The sequence below is a fragment of the Spongiibacter tropicus DSM 19543 genome (genome assembly GCF_000420325.1).
In the GTDB taxonomy this organism is placed as follows: Bacteria; Pseudomonadota; Gammaproteobacteria; order Pseudomonadales; family Spongiibacteraceae; genus Spongiibacter; species Spongiibacter tropicus.
This window is the reverse complement of sequence record NZ_ATUS01000004.1, coordinates 142845-160564: the sequence shown is the minus strand read 5'-3', so window position 1 is coordinate 160564 and position 17720 is coordinate 142845. Positions and strand designations below refer to the sequence as shown.

Annotated in this window: 19 protein-coding genes; 5 read left to right on the top strand and 14 right to left on the bottom strand. The window is 59.3% G+C overall.

All coding sequences use genetic code 11. The features are described 5' to 3' along the window. Positions 1-128: 128 nt before the first annotated feature. Together G411_RS0115625 and G411_RS0115620 are read left to right on the top strand one after the other, a co-directional pair. A complete protein-coding gene (locus G411_RS0115625) occupies positions 129-1556 on the top strand; it encodes an aminotransferase-like domain-containing protein (protein WP_022960155.1) in 1428 nt (475 codons plus the stop codon). A gap of 88 nt (positions 1557-1644) precedes the next feature. Next, positions 1645-2274 carry a LysE family translocator gene (locus tag G411_RS0115620; RefSeq protein ID WP_022960154.1) on the top strand — a complete coding sequence of 210 codons (630 nt, stop codon included), beginning with the start codon at positions 1645-1647 and terminating at the stop codon, positions 2272-2274. Between the two features lie 100 nt (positions 2275-2374). On the opposite strand, the gene panB is transcribed toward G411_RS0115620, so the two are convergent. From panB to G411_RS0115605, 3 genes are read right to left on the bottom strand one after another with little or no spacing between them, the layout of a single operon-like run. Beyond that, positions 2375-3157, bottom strand: coding sequence for a 3-methyl-2-oxobutanoate hydroxymethyltransferase (gene panB, locus G411_RS0115615; protein ID WP_022960153.1), 783 nt, complete (start codon positions 3155-3157; stop codon positions 2375-2377). 49 nt (positions 3158-3206) lie between these two features. Next, the gene (locus G411_RS0115610; RefSeq protein WP_022960152.1) at positions 3207-3815 is read right to left on the bottom strand and encodes a 2-hydroxychromene-2-carboxylate isomerase; all 609 of its coding nucleotides are present in this window, start codon (positions 3813-3815) and stop codon (positions 3207-3209) included. 43 nt (positions 3816-3858) lie between these two features. Further along, the gene (locus G411_RS0115605) at positions 3859-4653 is read right to left on the bottom strand and encodes a PhzF family phenazine biosynthesis protein (protein WP_022960151.1); all 795 of its coding nucleotides are present in this window, start codon (positions 4651-4653) and stop codon (positions 3859-3861) included. 159 nt (positions 4654-4812) lie between these two features. Here G411_RS0115605 and G411_RS0115600 point away from each other — a divergent pair, with 159 nt between their 5' ends. Further along, the gene (locus G411_RS0115600) at positions 4813-6255 is read left to right on the top strand and encodes an aminotransferase-like domain-containing protein (RefSeq protein WP_051151356.1); all 1443 of its coding nucleotides are present in this window, start codon (positions 4813-4815) and stop codon (positions 6253-6255) included. 380 nt (positions 6256-6635) lie between these two features. Here the strand turns inward: G411_RS0115600 and G411_RS0115595 are convergent, their stop codons facing one another. From G411_RS0115595 to G411_RS0115555, 9 genes are all read right to left on the bottom strand, one after another. After that, entirely contained in the window at positions 6636-8585 is a 1950-nt protein-coding gene (locus G411_RS0115595; protein ID WP_022960149.1) for a relaxase/mobilization nuclease and DUF3363 domain-containing protein, read from the bottom strand. 406 nt (positions 8586-8991) lie between these two features. After that, on the bottom strand, positions 8992-9546 hold the full coding sequence (locus tag G411_RS0115590; protein WP_022960148.1) for a S26 family signal peptidase: 555 nt from the start codon (positions 9544-9546) through the stop codon (positions 8992-8994). Beyond that, positions 9543-10076 carry a DUF2840 domain-containing protein gene (locus tag G411_RS0115585; RefSeq protein WP_022960147.1) on the bottom strand — a complete coding sequence of 178 codons (534 nt, stop codon included), beginning with the start codon at positions 10074-10076 and terminating at the stop codon, positions 9543-9545. The genes G411_RS0115590 and G411_RS0115585 overlap by 4 nt, the downstream gene beginning before the upstream one ends. Beyond that, complete coding sequence (locus G411_RS0115580) at positions 10073-10324, bottom strand: hypothetical protein (RefSeq protein WP_022960146.1); 252 nt, start codon at positions 10322-10324, stop codon at positions 10073-10075. The genes G411_RS0115585 and G411_RS0115580 overlap by 4 nt, the downstream gene beginning before the upstream one ends. Then, complete coding sequence (gene parA, locus G411_RS0115575; RefSeq protein ID WP_022960145.1) at positions 10321-10959, bottom strand: ParA family partition ATPase; 639 nt, start codon at positions 10957-10959, stop codon at positions 10321-10323. Before parA ends, G411_RS0115580 begins: the two co-directional genes overlap by 4 nt. Before the next feature lie 250 nt (positions 10960-11209). Further along, positions 11210-12046, bottom strand: a complete 837-nt coding sequence (locus G411_RS0115570) for a replication initiator protein A (protein WP_022960144.1) — start codon at positions 12044-12046, stop codon at positions 11210-11212. Positions 12047-12060: 14 nt separating this feature from the next. Beyond that, the gene (locus G411_RS0115565; protein WP_022960143.1) at positions 12061-12351 is read right to left on the bottom strand and encodes a helix-turn-helix transcriptional regulator; all 291 of its coding nucleotides are present in this window, start codon (positions 12349-12351) and stop codon (positions 12061-12063) included. A gap of 83 nt (positions 12352-12434) precedes the next feature. After that, on the bottom strand, positions 12435-13205 hold the full coding sequence (locus G411_RS0115560; RefSeq protein WP_022960142.1) for a DUF7011 domain-containing protein: 771 nt from the start codon (positions 13203-13205) through the stop codon (positions 12435-12437). Positions 13206-13575: 370 nt separating this feature from the next. Next, the gene (locus G411_RS0115555; RefSeq protein WP_022960141.1) at positions 13576-13923 is read right to left on the bottom strand and encodes a DUF2958 domain-containing protein; all 348 of its coding nucleotides are present in this window, start codon (positions 13921-13923) and stop codon (positions 13576-13578) included. Between the two features lie 448 nt (positions 13924-14371). On the opposite strand from G411_RS0115555, the gene G411_RS0115550 reads away from it, so the two are divergent. Next, positions 14372-14662 (top strand): helix-turn-helix domain-containing protein, encoded by a 291-nt coding sequence (locus tag G411_RS0115550; RefSeq protein WP_022960140.1) that lies wholly within the window; start codon positions 14372-14374, stop codon positions 14660-14662. Positions 14663-14708: 46 nt separating this feature from the next. Here the strand turns inward: G411_RS0115550 and G411_RS0115545 are convergent, their stop codons facing one another. After that, positions 14709-15017 carry a DUF736 domain-containing protein gene (locus G411_RS0115545; protein ID WP_022960139.1) on the bottom strand — a complete coding sequence of 103 codons (309 nt, stop codon included), beginning with the start codon at positions 15015-15017 and terminating at the stop codon, positions 14709-14711. A gap of 1122 nt (positions 15018-16139) precedes the next feature. After that, positions 16140-16535: a hypothetical protein gene (locus tag G411_RS0115540; protein ID WP_022960138.1), complete on the bottom strand. Its 396-nt coding sequence runs from the start codon at positions 16533-16535 to the stop codon at positions 16140-16142. Positions 16536-16899: 364 nt separating this feature from the next. Between G411_RS0115540 and G411_RS0115535 the strand changes: the two genes are divergently transcribed. Further along, a complete protein-coding gene (locus tag G411_RS0115535) occupies positions 16900-17709 on the top strand; it encodes a hypothetical protein (RefSeq protein WP_022960137.1) in 810 nt (269 codons plus the stop codon). Positions 17710-17720: the final 11 nt, after the last annotated feature.

Genomic DNA, 17720 nt, shown 5'->3' with positions numbered 1-17720 from the left:
TCTGAAAGATGACGATGCCATTGATGGGCTCATCGGAGCCAGGCTATTGAGGGAGCAATGCAGACAGTGTAATCTTTCCAAAAAAAGGGTACAGATACAGTTTATATCAATTTGAACGGGTACAGATTTTGGACGCACCACGCTTTCAACTCCATCGCTACGAGCAGCTTGCCGAACAGCTGACCAGGGAGATCCAGGCAGGACGCTACAGTCCAGGAGAAAAAATTCCCGGAACGCGTGTGCTGGCGGAAACCCATGGTGTCAGCATCAATACTGTCCTCCAGGCGCAGAAGCTATTGGAAAACCAGGGCATGATCGAAGCGGTTCAGCGCTCCGGATTCTTTGTCAAATGGCGCGGCGAAGACGCCGCACAACTGGTAAAAAACCCTGCCAAGGCCACGTTGAAACCGATATTGGTGAAGCGCCAGCGACTGGCGCTGGATTTGATCCAGGCCACTGGCAGCAAGACCATGGTGCAACTGGGGGCGGCCCTACCCCACGAGAGCTACTTCCCCGGGCAGGAGCTGCAACGAATCGCCGCCCGAATCAGCCGAGCTGACGATACCGGCTTTATGCGCTACGAAGTCCCGCCCGGATTGCCATCACTCTGCGAATCCCTGGCGCTGCGGATGCTGAGCTACGGCTGTGAGGTGAGTGCCGCGGATATCCTCGTCACCAACGGCTGTCACGAAGCACTGATTATTGCCCTCAAGTGCGTGGCCGAACCCGGTGATGTGGTATTGCTGGAATCCCCCACCTACTATGGTTTGCTGCAGGTGATCGATACCCTGGGACTACGTGCGGTGGAAATCCCCTGCCACCCTGAGTCTGGCATGGACCTGGACAAGGTCGAGGACGCCTGCCAGCAGTGGGACGTCAAGGCCTGTATCGTTGTCAGCAACTTCAGCAATCCGCTGGGGAGCTGCCCAGACAACAACCAAAAGCAGGCGCTGCTGTCGCTGCTCAATAACTTCGATGTGCCGTTGGTGGAAGACGATATCTACGGTGACCTTGCCTTCGACGGTCATCGCCCAACCCCTTACAAACACTTCGACACGACTGGGGAGGTACTCTATTGCAGCTCCTTTTCCAAATCGGTTTCCCCCGGCCTGCGGGTCGGGTGGCTATCACCCGGTCGTTATACGGAGAAAGCCGCCTACCTGAAATTCACCCAGAATATTGCCAGCGCTACATTGAACCAACGGGTACTGGATGAATACCTACGCAATGGCGGCATGGACAGGCATGTCCGCAAAATACGCCGCCGTTATGCCGCGAATATAGGGCAATGCATTGACCTGATTAAAACGACGTTTCCACCCGGCACCCGAACCTCCCAACCCCGCGGCGGCTTTGTCTTGTGGGTGCAGTTGCCTGGGGAGTTCGATACCACCGAGCTTTACCAAAAAGCACTGGAACACAGGATCAGCATCGCCCCTGGGTATTTATTTTCCAGCGATCAAAGATTCAAAAACCATTTCCGAATAAACTGCGCATTGCCGTGGGAATCGATGCTGTCCCCAGCCTTGCACACACTGGGACGCTTATTGGATTGAGTGCGACAGGCAATACCATCACGGCAACTAAAGTCCAATTTGCATGCTTGGATAAGCAATCCAGTCACACCAGCCGCAGAGGTGCTTTGTGAGTTCCTATGACATTATCACCCTGGCAACGATCATGACCCTACTCGCCGCCATTCCCAGTAGCAGTGTCGCTCTGGTGGTGATACGTGCATCCACGATGGGTATCAAACAGGGTGTTATCACCTCTCTGGGTGTCGTTGCCGGCGACCTCGTTTTTGTAGCAATAGCACTGCTCGGCTTGAGCGCATTGTCGGAACAGCTAGGGGCCTTTTTTGTCGTGATCCGCTATCTGGCGGCGGGTTATCTTATCTGGTTTGGCCTTAACTTGATCAGGAACCACACCCACAGGATTCCCCAGAGGGAGCCGCGCCTTCCGGCAGACGGTGCGCGAGCCACATCAGCAAGCTTCCTGTCAGGATTTTTATTAACGCTGAGTGATATCAAGGCGGTCCTTTTCTACGCCAGTCTCTTTCCCGTGTTTATTGACCCCGTCACACTACGTAGCGCGGATATTGCCGCAATCTTTGGCATAACCCTATTCGCTGTCGGTGGCGTCAAGATTCTGTACGCAGTCTCCGCCAGCAAGGTGGTGAAGCTATCCAGCAGATTACGATTCCAAGCCAAAGCAAAACCGATAGCAGGCACCATAATGATAATTACGGGAGGCTATCTTTTCGTGAAAACCTGAGGGCTCAATGGGATCGCCCTAATTAAACATCCTTTGAGCCTGCGATATATTTCCTACGCGAGGCTATTTCCGAAGCGATTCTGCTGATCCGACTCGGCGATTACTTTTTCGAGCCAGTGAATTGGATAATATTGTTGGGGAATTCCCTGGATTCTACCTCCCGAGAAAACCGCTGGGCCACCTTCTGGATTTCCCGGCCAACATGAGCGTATTGCTTTGAGAAAGGCGGCCAGTAGTCTCCAAGACCCAAGGCATCGTTTATGACCAGCACCTGCCCATCGCAATCCGATCCGGCGCCAATGCCGATGGTCGGGATGGTTAATGTCTGGGTAATACTGTTAGCCAGGTCGTGGGGAACATGTTCGATCACCAACATAAAGGCGCCGGCTTGCTGAATCGCAGCCGCTTCCTTTTGAATTCGTAGCGCTTCCTCGGCGTTTCGCCCCACTTTGGCAAAGCTATTGGTGGTTTGTGGCAACAGGCCGGTATGTCCTACCACCGCAATACCCTCCTCCACCAGATACGAAATAATGTCGGTCTTGGGGCCTTCCAACTTGATGCTGTCCGCACCAGCAGCCAGCAGTCGTTTCGCGTTAGCCAATGCCAGCTCAGGTGTTTTGTCCGACTCGAAGGGCAGATCGCCAATAATATGAGTATTGGGTGCACCCCGGCGCACAGCACCTATGTGGTAAACCATATGCTCCACGGTCACCTGTCGGGTACTGTCAAACCCCATTTCCACCATGCCCACGGTATCACCCACCAAAATAATGGGGATGCCTGCCGCCTCAAGCTCCCTCGCCACTGGGCAGGTATAGGCCGTCAGCATGGTAATTGGCCTCGAACCTTTCATTTGCACAAAATCAGTTGCAGACAGTTTCATCGGTGCCCACTCCCATCAAGAAACGTTATCGGGTATTACACCGCAGAGATCATAATCGGGAATATCGTCCCATGGCAAAGTCGATGGCCTCCACCAGTCGGTCGCCACCCCAGAACATTTCATCACCGATCATAAAGGTGGGCGATCCGAAAATGCCCAGCTCCACAGCCTGACCAGTCTGGCCCCTGAACTTTTGCTTACTCTCCTCCGAGGCTGCACGGGTAATAACGCCCTCGCTATCCACATTCAGTTGGTGGAGGATTTCGCCGATGACAGTGGTATCCGCGATATTCTGGTCATGGACGAAGTTGGCCCGGTAAACCGCCTGGATAAACGCGGTTATCCATGGGGCGGTCTGGTTAAGGCAGGCTATGCGGCCTGCCAGTAGGCCGCTACGGGGAAACTGTGTGGGCTTATTAAAGGGGATGCCCTGTGCTGCGCACAGCCTTTCCATATCCCGCCACATGTATCGCCCTTTAGGGGGATAGAGATTGAAAGGCGAATCGTTCCAGCCTTGTTGCTTGAAAATCACGCCCAGCATAAAGGGCCGCCAGTGCAGCGAAATGTGGTTTGCCGCTGCCAATTGCATGGCCCGCAGCACCGCCGGATAACTGTAGGTGCTGGCAAAATCAAACCAGACGTGGATCGTCGTTGCCATGATTGCCTAAACCTCCTTAAACAATGAGCAAACATTGCGCCAATCAACCGTGGAATTCGCCCGTTAACACCGTCTTTGCCAGGCCGCTCAATATCACTCTGGAACCCGACAGTGCCATATCCACGACCCCGGTGCGGGCCGATGCCTGGTAACCCCGCAGCGTCCTGCGCCCGAGACGTTGCCCCCAATACACTGCCAGCAGGCAGTGGGCCGATCCGGTAATCGGGTCTTCCGGGATGCCGGCGGCGGGGGCAAAGAACCGGGAAACGCAATCCACGCCATCCTCATCCCCCGGCGCCGTGACGATCAGGCCACGAAAAGGTAATGTTTTCAGCAAGGCCAAGTCAGGCTGCAGTTGCCTCACATCATCAGCCTGCTTGAACACGACAAGCACATCTTCACCACCCCGGCCAATCCATTCCGCTTGAACGCCCAGAAGGCCTGCGATGCTCGCCTGCATGTCCGGGGGAAGCTCCACGGGTGAATCCGCAGGCAGTTCCAAGCTGATGACATGCTCGTTGCGGGTGGCCGAGAGCAGACCACTGCGAGTACGAAAATCAATCATGTCACGGCCAACCCCGCGCTGCCAAAGCACATGGGCAGTGGCCAGGGTGGCATGCCCACAAAGATTGACTTCACAACCGGGCGTAAACCAGCGAAGCACCCATTCGTTGGTTTGCAAATGCCAGGTAAATGCCGTTTCAGAAAGATTCATCTCCGCTGCCACATTTTGCATCCACTGCGGAGACTCCCTGCCGGTCAGAATGCAAACAGCGGCAGGATTGCCCGTGAACGGGCCACTAGTAAACGCATCGACAATGTAAAGGGGACAGGGCATATGAACTCCTGTGAAACAGTCGGAAAATTCTCAAAGCCACTGTAAACACCCCTTGCTTTTCGATACAGTTTCAAATTATTTTTATTGATACGGTACAGATCTCGTATTTAAAAAGCTGTACCGATAAAAGCAGGTTCAAACTGTACTGGTTAATCGCTATTGGAAAGCCCACAAATGGAAACGCTGTATCAACAGGTTGCCGATGAACTAAAGGCGGGTATCGAGCGGGGCGTCTACCAGCCCGGCGACAGGCTCCCTGGGGTCCGCACCCTCAGCAAGCAACGTAACGTCAGTATCGCGACGGTCATCACTGCCTACCGCCACCTGGAAGATGCCGGCCTGATCGAGGCGCGCAACCGCTCAGGGTATTATCTGCGGGAAAAATCCCAGCCACTGGCCCCGGAGCCGTTGACATCCAGACCACCCAACAAGCCTGTGCCTGTCAACGGGCAGGCCCTGGTGCTTAATATGGGCAAGGCATCCCATGACCCGTCGGTGATACAGCTGGGAGCTGCGGTACCCGACGCCTCGTTCCTGCCGGTTCGCGCCATTGAACGGGCCATCACCCAGGCCGCCAGGTTCCACCGGGACAATGTTGCCGCCTACGAATTTCCTCCCGGCCTGCCCGCCTTGCGCCGACAGATTGCCCGGCGCATGGTGGAGGCGGGCTGCCCCGTCCACCCCGACGAGATCGTCATCACCAATGGCTGCCAGGAAGCCCTCTCCCTGGCGCTACGGGCAGTCACCAAGCCCGGCGATGTGGTGGCCGTTGAATCACCGACCTTCTACGGGCTGCTTCAGGTCATCGACAACCTCGGCCTGAAAGCCCTGGAAATTCCCACCCATCCACGTACCGGTATTTCCCTGGAGGCCCTTGAGCTTGCCCTGGAACAGTGGCCCATCAAGGCCTGCACGGTGACACCCAACTTCAGCAATCCCCTGGGGAGTTGCATGCCGGACGACCACAAGGCCAGGTTGGTGGAGCTGCTGGCGAGCCGTAACATTCCCCTGGTGGAAGATGATGTCTATGGCGACCTCGGGTTCAGTACCGGGAGACCGTCTATTTGCAAGGCGCTATCGCAAGCCGGAGATGTGCTGTATTGCGGCTCATTTTCCAAGACCCTGGCGCCGGGGCTGCGCATCGGCTGGATCGTACCGGGACGCCACCAGCAACAGGTGGAGTACATGAAATATGTGTTGAACCTTGCCACACCCACGATCCCCCAGCTCGCAGTCGCCTCACTGCTGGAGGGCGGCCAGTACGAACGCCATTTGCGCAAGGTGAAAAACGACTATGCTCTCGCCGTTTCCCGTATGTCGGGCACCGTCATGGCGCTGTTCCCCGAAGGTACCCGCATCACACGACCGGAAGGCGGGTTTGTCATCTGGGTGGAGCTGCCCAAAGACGTCAACAGCCTCGAACTGGCCCGGCAGGCCATGGCCCGTGGTATCAGTATCGCGCCGGGCCCCATCTTCTCTGCAAACAGGAAATACCAAAATTTTGTTCGTCTTTCCTGTGCCTGCCGCTGGGATGAAACAGCGATGAAGGCCCTGTCCACCCTTGCGGTGTTAGTGACGCGAAAAGACGTTAATAACATCTAGCCAAGGACGACGTTGTGCACGGCTAAATCGGTACAACAGGCACCAGCCTTCATCAGGAATGCCCCTATCTGTTATGCATAACAGTAAATTTCTTTACAACTGTGTACTGGCACAATATGCGCTAACTGCCCCTATACCACCGGGGCGAATGCAACCAGACTTTGCCTGCTGATCCATCGCAGGGAGAGAACGATGCAAGACGAGCATCCCCCAAAACCGCAAACTAAACAGCCTTTACCAACATGGCTTAAAAGCCTGTTGCTGCTGACAGTTTTCATATTATTCGCCGCTCTCTTTATCCAAGATGTGACTGACACAACGCCGCCCAAGCACCCTTGGTGGTGGTATATCCATTGACTACAGCAACCCGGTTGAAGGCATTAGCCAATACTGGCTCCCCGAGATCGCCCTAATTCCCAACTGGCACCACTGCCCCGCACCACAGCCGACAGCGACCGCCCCAGCCGCTGTTCGATCACCGGCTTCCAGGGCACCAGGCTGAACCCCGTGCCATCGTCCAGCATGGCAAAACGGCCACTGGTGAGCATCAGGCTGCGGCGATAGATACCGCTTACTCGTTCGCCATCGGCGGGCGGTCGAAACTCCAGGCCGGTTTCCGCTGTGATGCCTTCCGCTACTTTCGCCAGTTCCTTGTTGCGCAGTGTGGCCAGCAGGTTGCGGGCAAGGATGACACGACGGCCTCGCCTCTCCGCCAGGCCCTCTTCGACCAGGAAATCAGCTCGCTTTTGTAGGGCGCTTCCGACCTCGGCAGCGAAGCCCTGGCCACCACCGACATTTCTCCCGTCAATCAGTTGCTGGTCCAACCAGGTGGCACCTATCGCCCGGGCTTGGCGCTCGATGGACAGGTGGGATTTCAGGGTCACGGCAATCCCACCGCTGCGCTGTCGATCGTATTGCCGACCCTGCTCTGGCAGATCGGCTGGTACGCGCCAGACGTCGTCGCCCAGGCGCTCCACGATGCCAGCGCGGCGCAGGGTCTCCAGCCGGCGGCGATGGGAGGTCAGTACGTCTTCAGGATCACGTCCAGGAGTATTTAAAGTCCGTTGAATCTGATCCGGGTTCATACGGTACAAACCCTCCTCAGTCAGTGAAGCAATATCTCGATCCACAGCGCGGACTTTACCAACACCTGTTGCTTCAACCACGGCACCCATGGGGAACTCTCCCAGATCCACCTTGGCAGGCAGCGCCACGTAATGCGCCTTACCGTCGATGCCATCGAGCACCAGGTAACCCCTATCGTTCAATTCGTCAGCGAGGCCCTTGGCGGCGACACGACCGATGATGGGACTGGCGTCTTCTCCCGACTCGAACACATCTAGTTCACGTTGCCTTCCGCTCATTGCGCGTTGCATGGTGCGGATGATGTCGCCTCGCTCTCCCATGGATCGCAACGTCCGTTCCGCGCCGGGATTGATTTCCCAACGGCCCGGTTGTCGTTCACTGGCCAGACCCATGCGCCGCAGACGCTGCAGCCGACCAATCAACAAAAGGCGCTGACGTTTCAGGTGTGGCTCACCAAGTTTTCGCATATCGAGAAGGCCGTCCTCTGCCTCGCGCTGTAGGCTACGATCCAGGCCGGTCCAGCGATCCTGCTCAACCTCGTGTTGCATACTGCGCTGGATCTCCAGTTCGGTGCGCGGCCCCAGCCAATCGGTGGCCAGTTCGCAGGCCCGCTGCCGCATGCCGTCCGCTATATAGTCACGCGAGATGATTAAATCCCTGCCCTGATCATCACGCCCCCTTAAAACGATATGGGTATGGGGGTTGTCGGTGTTCCAATGATCCACCGCCACCCAGTCCAATTGCGTGCCCAAGTCCTGCTCCATGCGTTGCATCAGGTCGCGGGTATAGCGGTGCAGGTCTTCCAGCTCCGCCGCATCCTCGGGTGAGACAATAAAGCGGAACTGGTGGCGATCCTTGCGGCCGCGCTGCTCGAAGTCGGCGAGGTCGGCATCGTCACTCAGGGCACTGTAGGCCCCGCCCTGTTGCCCATCACGGCCCACGCCTTCACGCTCGATATAGCGCAGATGAGTGATGGTGGAACGCTTCCCCGCTTTGGAGAGGTTCACCAGCCGGGTCTTGATGGTGACGCGCCGGGCACTGGGCGCCAGGGACTGCCCGGCAAAGCGGGCGGCAACATGGCCACGGCCCAGTCGCGCCCCTGGACGGCCTCCTGCCTTGCGGGCTCTGGACCCCGCCTTGTTGGCCTGTTTGATGACCGAGTTGATAAAGGTTTGGCCGCGATTTTTCGGTGCATTGGGCCTGACCTTGAACTGCTCGCTCTCGTCATTGCAGCGCCGGCTCATGGGAAACCTCCAGCGAACTCCAGCAATAGGGGACGCAGGTGGCACGCGGCCATATCAGTCCCAACGCGGCATTGGCGCTTTTCACGGCACGCTCCCCGCTCCAGGCGCGTGCCGTGCCCACCCCATGTGCAGACTGCCTTTTCGCGCACCGAAGTGCCGCGACCTTTTATCTTGCCCTGCACCTTTCCCCGGCCTTTAGGCTCGGGGATACGATGCCCCGGCGACGCTGCAATACGTAACAGCCGGTCTCCGACGAGCCTCGGCCCCGCCAACGGTGGAAGGCGCTCGGGGCAAGATATCTGTACAGGGGACTGCCGCATTTCGGTTGGCGCGACTGCACCCTTGCGACAGCGGCAGTAACACGAAAAGAGCATGACAATTGTTCCAACTTTCGCTTTCACGCTGGTCACTCCAGGTCGAGTCGGTGGGCCACGCCAATCACGTTTGCCTTTTCGATAGGACCAAAATAGCGGCTATCGAAGGAGTCCGGATTGGTAGTGCTGAGCAGGAACAGCTCGCCCTCAGCAAGCTGACGGCAGTGCGTCCAGGAAGGCAGTGGACGTGCCAGTGCATCAATGAGCAACACCTGGGCCACGGGTGCGCCATCAATGCGCACGCGGCCACTCTCAATACAGACATGCTGCGGTGCTGCCGCACCGACCCGTTTCAGCAGCGGGACATCCAAAGGCAGGTAGCCACGTTGATCCGCCAAGGCCGCAACCTCATCAGGCAAATCAACCAACACAATGCTGTCCACCGGTATCGTATTTGCTTCCGTATCAAGCGGTGTTATGCGATACCAGCCGATCGGCACACTGTCAGAGGCGTTGTAGACCACCCGTACTTTTGACGGCGTGAATGCCGCCCAGACCAGTGCGGCCAAACCGCCTGCCATGAGTACCAGAACAGTGACACACGCCAAGCGACGTGAACGGGAGTTGACAGCAGTTTCCAGTGTCATTGCAGCGCCCTCCCCGCCAACCAAGCTGCATGGCGGTCGACGTCGTAATCGGATAGCGGCTCTCGTGCGGCGAGGCGATTACTCAACAAACGCCAATACGTCGGAGATATATCAGCAGGCTCAATGCACTGCGCCTCAATCGCATCGATCTGTGACAAGACGGCGCGCACATTTCGCTCACCCTCGACGATCAACAGGATGTGGGCACCGGGACGCACACCGCGCACCCGTTGCATATGCTCTTCAGGTCGGCCGCTTTGCAGGACCATCAGTTGCCAACGTGTGGTGCCGTAGTCGTTCGACTCCCAACGAATGCGACAAAACAGTTGCGCCGGGGGAAACACCGCGCAGCGTCGCCAGTGGTCGATCTGGTGAACACGCAATGGGCAACCGAAGCGCAGGTACAGGTTGATGCGTTGCTCAACATAGAGCAGCGAGACGCGGGTCAAGGGTGCGTCGTCATTCGGCGCAGTGAACGCCCGAGGCGGCATCAACGGCAAGCTGTTCGTGGGTGACTCGTACAGCATCATGCGTCCTCCTCCGGAAACTCGCGCACCAGCAATGCGCGCAGCAATTCCGCCACCGTGGTGTTCCGGGTGAAGGCCGAGACCTTGATGCGGGCGCGCATCGCCGGCGTCACATCCAGTGTCAGCCTGGCGGTGTAGAGCTCTCCCTTTTGCACGGCGTTGGCATCGCCCTGGCGTATCCAGGCTTCGGCATTGGGATCGGCCGGCGGACGTGCGCCGATGGCAACGCGTTTGCCACGTTCTCCACTCATGGCACCCTCCGCAGCAGCTCATCGACCAAGGTGGCAATCTCGCGTGCCGCCATACTGTCCGGTGCGGTCTCCCGGGCCAGGCGACCTGCCGCCACACTGTCGGCAAAGAGGATACGCTGGCACACCTCGGAGGCCAGTGCCGGGAAAGGTTGTTCATCCAAAGTGCCACGGGCTTCGCGGCCGATCACCGTGCGCACCACGCGCCGGTTGATCACAAAGGCCGCGGCCAAGTGTGGCCGGAACACCTGTGCCTCGCGGATCAGCGCCACCATCTCGCCACTGGCCCACAGATCGTAGGGACTGGGTTGCACCGGGATCAGCACCTGCTCTGCAGCCATCAGCGCGGAACGGGCAATGGCGGCAATGCGAGGCGGGCCATCGATAACGATGTGATCGCAACGCCGGGCAAGCTCCGGCGCCTCCTGGTGCAGGGTTTCCCGGGCGAGCCCCACCGCGCTGAATAAGCGGCGCAGCCCTTGCTGGCTGCGCCGCTGCGTCCAGTCCAGGGCCGAGCCTTGCGGGTCGGCATCCAGCAGGATGACCTGTTGACCGCGCAGTGCGAGCTCCCCGGCGATATGGGTGGCCAGTGTGGTCTTGCCCACCCCGCCCTTCTGGTTAAGCAGGGCGATGATCATGGCGCGATCCTCCCCGATGCATCACATCGTTTGGAGAAACTCATCCGACTTATCCACTGCCCCAAGGGGTAAGTAAATGTTAAATAAAGATATTGATTGTTAGGTAATACGTTAGAGAGAAGCGCACGTCGCGTGGTCATTGAGCTGACGGCGAATGCGTACGCCTGATGGCACGAGTCGCTTGCGCCCGATAGCACGAAGGCCCGTACGCCCGATAGCACGAGCCCGTTCACAGCTTGTCCCGCAGTTATCAACGTGTCATGCGCGGCACGGGCCGAAACACCAGAATGTCCGGCGAACCGGGTCGGCGTTCGATGGACAGCACGTACCCCGGCAGCGACTGCCGCATAACCAACGCGCGCAGGTCGCAGGCGAAGTCGCTGGGCCGGGCCAGGCTGCCGGACTTGCGGTGCAGGTAGGGGAAATCGAATCGCCACCCCTCGGGTTGGCGGCCGCCGTGCTTGCGCACCAGGCGGTAAAGCCAGCGCTCGATGCCGCCGGTCAGCCGGAAATACGCCGGGTCGATGGTAAGCACCAGAGCCTCGTCCAACACCCCGGCGAAGAACCAGTCCGCCAGGATCAGTTCGATGCCAAGCGGTTGCCCATGGACATCCGCGCATTCCTTCCACTCGTTGATCCACGAGAAACGATGCAGGCGCCGCCCGGTGGTCTCGCGGATGGAGGTGGCCACCGTGGTGGATTGCAGGCGATCCAGGGCAGCCCTGAGGCGCTGGTAGTCGCGCCGCGATGTGCCCCGCCCGATAAAGCGCAGGATCTCGTAGGGTGTGGCGCGCATTCGTCGTGACGGCCGGATGCCGGCATCGCAGGCCTCGACAATCTGGCTGGCCGCCCAGATCAGAATATCGGCATCCCAGATGGTGGCAATACCGTGCGCTCCTGTGCCCTCCACCCGCACGGTGACCGGCCCGGAGTGGAAATCGATGGGTACTGTGCGCCGCGACTTGGCCAGCGAAAAGAACGGATAGGCCATCAGGTCCTGGGCGTCGCGGATCGCCATCTCTCCCGGCAGGGCGCGGAACAAATCGAGCTGTTCCCGACCATTGCCCGGGTTTGTGGAGAGAACCATGGGTGGACGTGCGTTCAGCGTTCATGGCGGCTGTCGCCGGCGTGGCGTTCGACATACTCGGGATCACAGGTAGCCTCGTAGCTACGGGCATCGGCCCAGGTATCCAGGTCACTGACCGCGTACATCACCCGACGGCCGAATTTGCGAAAGCGCGGGCCACCACCAATGACGCGCTGTTTTTCCAGCGTCCGTGGTGACAGGCGAAGATAGTCCGCCGCCTCATCGTTGGTGAGATAGCGAGAAGGAGGAACGGCTTGCTGCGTGGCAGCGGGGGCGGCGGAAGGCCGCAGTAGCGTGGGTCTCATGACAGGGTTCTCCATCGGTCTTGGTCGGTGGCCACGTTGTTGTGGCCGGATGGAGACAGTCTGGGGAAAGCGCGACTCCCTGCTCAGGGACGATCTGTGGGTGAACCGGAACGTCCCCCTTTAAGGGGAGGCGATACCAGCTTGAGGTAACCGCCCAGCATCAGGGCACGACCACGACGCACCAGGCGGCGCACCCGTGCACGGAGGGCACTGTCAGCATGCCATTCACGGGCAACGGTGGCCGTACCAAAAAGAACAGCGGCCACGGCGCGCAGGGACGCGCCTGCCAGAACACCGTCCAGGGCCTGCAGGGTGTGAAGCTCCAGCAGTTCGGTCGCCGAGGGACGGGCACAAGCCATCGCGTTCGTCACCGCCCCGGTCACCAATTTTTCGGCTTCATTGGCCAGATTGCGGCATGCCGAGGCGCGCGCCGCGCAAACGTAGGCCATGCCCTCCCCCAGGCCGGGTGCAATAGCCAGGCGCAAACAACTGCCGGTCCAGCGTGTGGCCACCAACAACCGACGCCCGTCATGGACCAAGCGCTTGCGCCCGGGAAGCCGCCACAGACCGAAGCCCTCGGCGCCGGGTGGCGGATCAAGATCGGGATGGAGCTGGATCATGCCGGCGTGATCGGGACACCACAGCGGTTGTGCGTCCCGCGCATCCAGGGCAGGATCTTCCAACAGGCGCAGCCCCCAGTGTGCCGCCGCCTCAGTATCACGACGACGGCCCGACCAGTCGCGCCGGTAGTCGGGGTGACGGCGCAGGTACTCCCAGGCCAGTGCTGGCCCATCGAGATGCAGGATGTAGAGATAGGCGGCACCAGGTTGCCAGTGCTCGCCGGACTTGGCCACGACGCGGCTCCTCCCTGTCATTCAGCGGGATACGTCGCGCGAAGTCGGCGGTTCTGGCGGAGGGAGCTACAGCGTTATCGGCGTATCATCTTGCCTGCTTCGTTAAGGGCGCGCGTCAAGTCCGATTGGCTCCGGGGCATTGTGCGGATCGTCCGAATGCGACGGCTGCGCGGAACCCTTTTCCGCGCAGCACCGGGTACCCTGCCCCATCTCGCCACAAATATCCTGACTCTTTTCGTCTTGGCTGCACGCTGCTGGAGCAACAATATGAAGTGTTGCGCCTGAGGTCTGGCGTCAGACCGAAAAAGTCACAAAAATCCCATCAAGGCAGTGCTGATGCCAGCCCGCGATGGCGAGCTGGCAGGGCCTATCAATCCAGGATCGACCCATTGTCGCGGGCCAGCGCCGCGTACTCGGAGAGCGTGCGCCTGGGTATGAAGTGCAGGTCGCGTTCCACCGGCAGGCCCAGCGGCCCGCGGATGGTGGACAATTCGGAGAGACGCACACTACCCAGCTCCGGCATACCCAATCCCAGGTCGCACAAGCCGAAAGCGGCATCGCCGTCCTGGGGATCAAGTTCCGTCAGCAGCCAGGTGGCCTGGGCATCCGGCGTGAACAGCTTAACCACCGGCGGCGGATCAATGTCCCGGCCCTCGGCGTTAGCCTGGCCGTTGGCCAGCAGTTGGGTGCGTTGTTGTTCGGTGATGAGTGTTTTCATGGTCGCTTCCTCTGATGGGTTCGCTCCACGGCGGAGCGAGGCGACACCAGGCGCAGACAGGCCGCGCAGCCGTCATACCCCAACACGGTTCGGTGCGGGCCGGGGTTGACGGCAAGCGGCGAGCGCCAGGCTCGCACACTGTTCGCTGTGGAATGAACCAAGAAGGCGATCCTGAAATGCACGAAACCGGACTTGCGCCTTTACCACAAGGCACGAATGCGCAAACGGGGTTTTGCCCAAAGATACAAAGCCGGATCTACGGAAATCAGCAAAACCTCGAATCCGGCAAATCGTAATTTAGCGTCCCCACCAAAGCGGTTTTCCACATTTGTGTCTCCACGCATATAAAAAGGCCCTGTCACAAAACCCCTTCCATCATAAGTCGAAAACAGCAAATGAGTTATCTTTAACGTGGTTTTTATTATGCCGCGAGACGACGCTCCCATGTATGAAGAAGCGTCCAATCCAACGCGGCCGCCCAGCCGGCGCCACCACTTATGAAGCGGAGCCCGCACGGGCTTTTGGCGAAGCCGTGCGCGCCCTGCGCACGGAACGGGGCGTGGCTCAGGAGACCTTGGCCCACCTGGCGGACGTGGAACGCTCCCACCTTGGGAAAGTCGAACGCGGCGAGCACATGCCGACGCTGGCCCTGATTCTCAAGATCGCACGGGCACTGGAATGCAGCTCCGCCGAACTGATGGCGGACACCGAGCGACGCCTGGCGAATCCCGAATCCTGACGCACGGAAAGCCCCGCCACGATGGGCGGGGCGTATGCCGTGACGATCACTCGCCCTTGTTCCGGGACCAGAGCAGGTTGTGCTTGCCGTCATCGCCCTCGATGAGACGGGCGTAGACAGTCGCGGGAAATGACGGATCGTCGAGGGTCACCGACAGGTAGGGCCGCTCCGCCTGGCTGACTTTCTGCCAGGCCGCGCCGACTTCCAGGCCGTTGGCTGCCAGGAGGCGGTAGTCGGGAGCGTTCTCGCTGCCCTTGTCGTTGGGGACGAACTTGAGCTTGACGTTGAGCGCCAGGGTGCGCAGGGTGCCGGTGAAGCCGTCTTTCTCTGCGGTAAAAGTGCCGATGTTGGCCATGATATGTACTCCTTTCGGGTTGCCAAGGTCGCGCCCATCGCGTCCTTGTTGTGATCCGGTCGGCGTCGGTCGGGCGGGCCGCACCGCGCAGCGGCCGCAACAGCGTGGAGGACCTGAAGGCGCAAAGAATTTGTTGCGCGAGGAAGGCGCACAGCGCCGGGGAATATTCTTTGCGCCGAAGGGTTGCGGCCATCGAGCCCGAGGCGCAGCCGCACCTTCGCCAGGATTCACAACGAACCAAGGACGCATTGGGCCGACCTGACCCAAAAGGGGTAATGGCCTACCCGGTATTCCGCGGCACAGCGATACCGGTATCCGCTGTCACCCGTTCACGTCAGGCCATGGCTCCAGGACTTGCGAAGAACGTCCTCCATCCTTCGCAACCGATGTTGCAGCTCGGACCGGACAGTCACGCCAGGCAAGCCTCTCCCGCATTGGTGATACACACCCGCTCACGGTTTATGCCCCATCACCAGCATCCGGGGCTACCGGGCAACACACAACCAATCACGGCAAGGTTCAGCGTGTTTTGGCATGCACCGTTGCGCTTCGTGTGCAATTGACGCCGGATCGCTTCGATGCCACCGGATTCCCAGATTCGGAGCCCATTTGCCTTGTCACCCCATAAACCAACCCAAATATCGGCTCATATGCCTGGCGGCCGTGTTGCCACCGTCTTTCCCGAGTTCATCGCCCGCGACGGTCGGGAGCGCGCGGACGGGTGCCGTCCAGGAAACCAGCGCCGGGTAACTTCAGCTGACAGGCACAGGCGAGGACACGCCCGGCGCGCCTTGACGGCACACGACCGTGGGCTACAGTCGCGGACAAGGTGATGTAATGAGGGAGAATGGCTGGACAGACTATGGCCTTCACTATGTGCCGACCACACAGCAAGCGAAGCGCGTAGCGCCGCAGGCGCGAAGGCCGATCAGGTGCAACCTGTTCGGCGGCTTTTCAGGGGCGCCAAACGGAGAGCGGCGGGGATCGGCGACACGCCGTTCCCCTGGAGTGCAAGCACAATGCGCAGTCCCACACGGCCGAAGACATCGACACCGGGCGCAGCAGAAAAAAAGCGCCGTCCCCGGTCTACGTGGACGACGCTTTCGATGCTTGGTCGAGCGATCAATCCGATGCCGGTGCCACCATCGCCTGAAGCTGCTCAATGATGCCGGGTTCGACAAAGACGCAAGCCTGATCGGCGGCAAGCGGTATGTTGAACACGCCGGCGAACACGTCGCGTTTCAGGTGGGCCAGACGCCCCGTGCGATACGCCGCTTCCGGCTTCAAGCGATCGGTGCCTGTCGGCTTGCCGCTACGCTCTGGATCGCATTCGACCAGGGCGACAAAGCCCTCATCGAACAGCCGCCGATGTTCGTCGCACAGACCCCAGCCTGTCGATGTGTGGCGTTCCAGGCTCGCGCGCAAGCGCTTGTCGAGTAGGATGTTACCGGTATCGAAGGCGGTCCCACAGACCAGGCAGACGTGACGTTCCAGCGACACATGTGATTTGTCGTTCATGATGACGATCTCCAGTTGCTCGGGCGGAATTGCCCGGAACCGGCATCAACACGGCGCAGCGCAAGCAGTCACAGGGTCACAGACGGCTACGCCCGCCAGCGTGCGCAGCACGCGAAGCCCTTGACGGCGAGAACGCCGTGATACGGTGAAGGGGTACAGCAAGACCGCCCACCCCAGCGCACCCTCTCGGATTGGCAAGCGAAACGCCCAGTATCGGATTGAAGAAGTCGGATCGGAGTCATTCACAGGTATTGATGAGGGGTATACAGGTACCTCAAAGCCGATTCGACAATGTTTATTGAGGTACCGACAACTTCACCCTGACTCAATAAACTGTGAAACACGACAATAGTGAGGACAGACCATGAGTTCGGTGCAAACAGTGAATCCACAGCAAATCTGCGAAGACCTTCTTCGGGAGGAGAAGCGCTATAACAGCGAACACCGCATCCTGCCCAGCGAAAGCACTGTCGCGGATCGACTGTTACACCGCAGCATTGAAATGAAGCCTGTGTATGAGGAACTGTACGGAAAACTCCATATGCACCCGCCAGCGCTCCAGTGTTTTCTCGGCCTTGTGTTGAGCGCGGCGGCGTTCTGGAACCCGGAGAAAATTCAGGAGGCAAGAACCGCGCGAGACGATCTGGCCAATAAGAATCGCCAGATCGCACGGAAGGCGGCCGAACTAGCAACACTGCTGGAGCAGCGCTCTGAGTTGCACAACACGTCTGGCTTCAGCAGTGATACTCAATATCACTGCTGCTCCGTGATCGAAGCGGCTTCACAACACAACTATTTATTTCGGTCTTACGTACAAGATCGACTGGCTGCGTTGAGAGGACAATATGACCTGAAATACTGGCCTTCGCTGAGCGAGTTCATAGAGGTACTGGCAATGGATGCTGAGAGCGCCGTCATGTCGGCAACGGACCCCTTGACCGCTGCCGCCACAGCGGCGGTGCGTCCATCCAGAGCAGACTTCTTCAAGGCGCTGTTCGCCGCTATCGACGAGAACAGTGCCGGGAATTACGGCCAACTGCCAAGGGGCTTCAAGCTAACCGACCGGGCGCTAGCCTCCTTAGGCAACTGCGCCCTGAATCTCGGTCCCGACGATTTGGTCGATGATGCATATATCAAGCGCTTCCGTCAGCGCGAACGAAACGGACCCAAGTAGCAAAACACGGC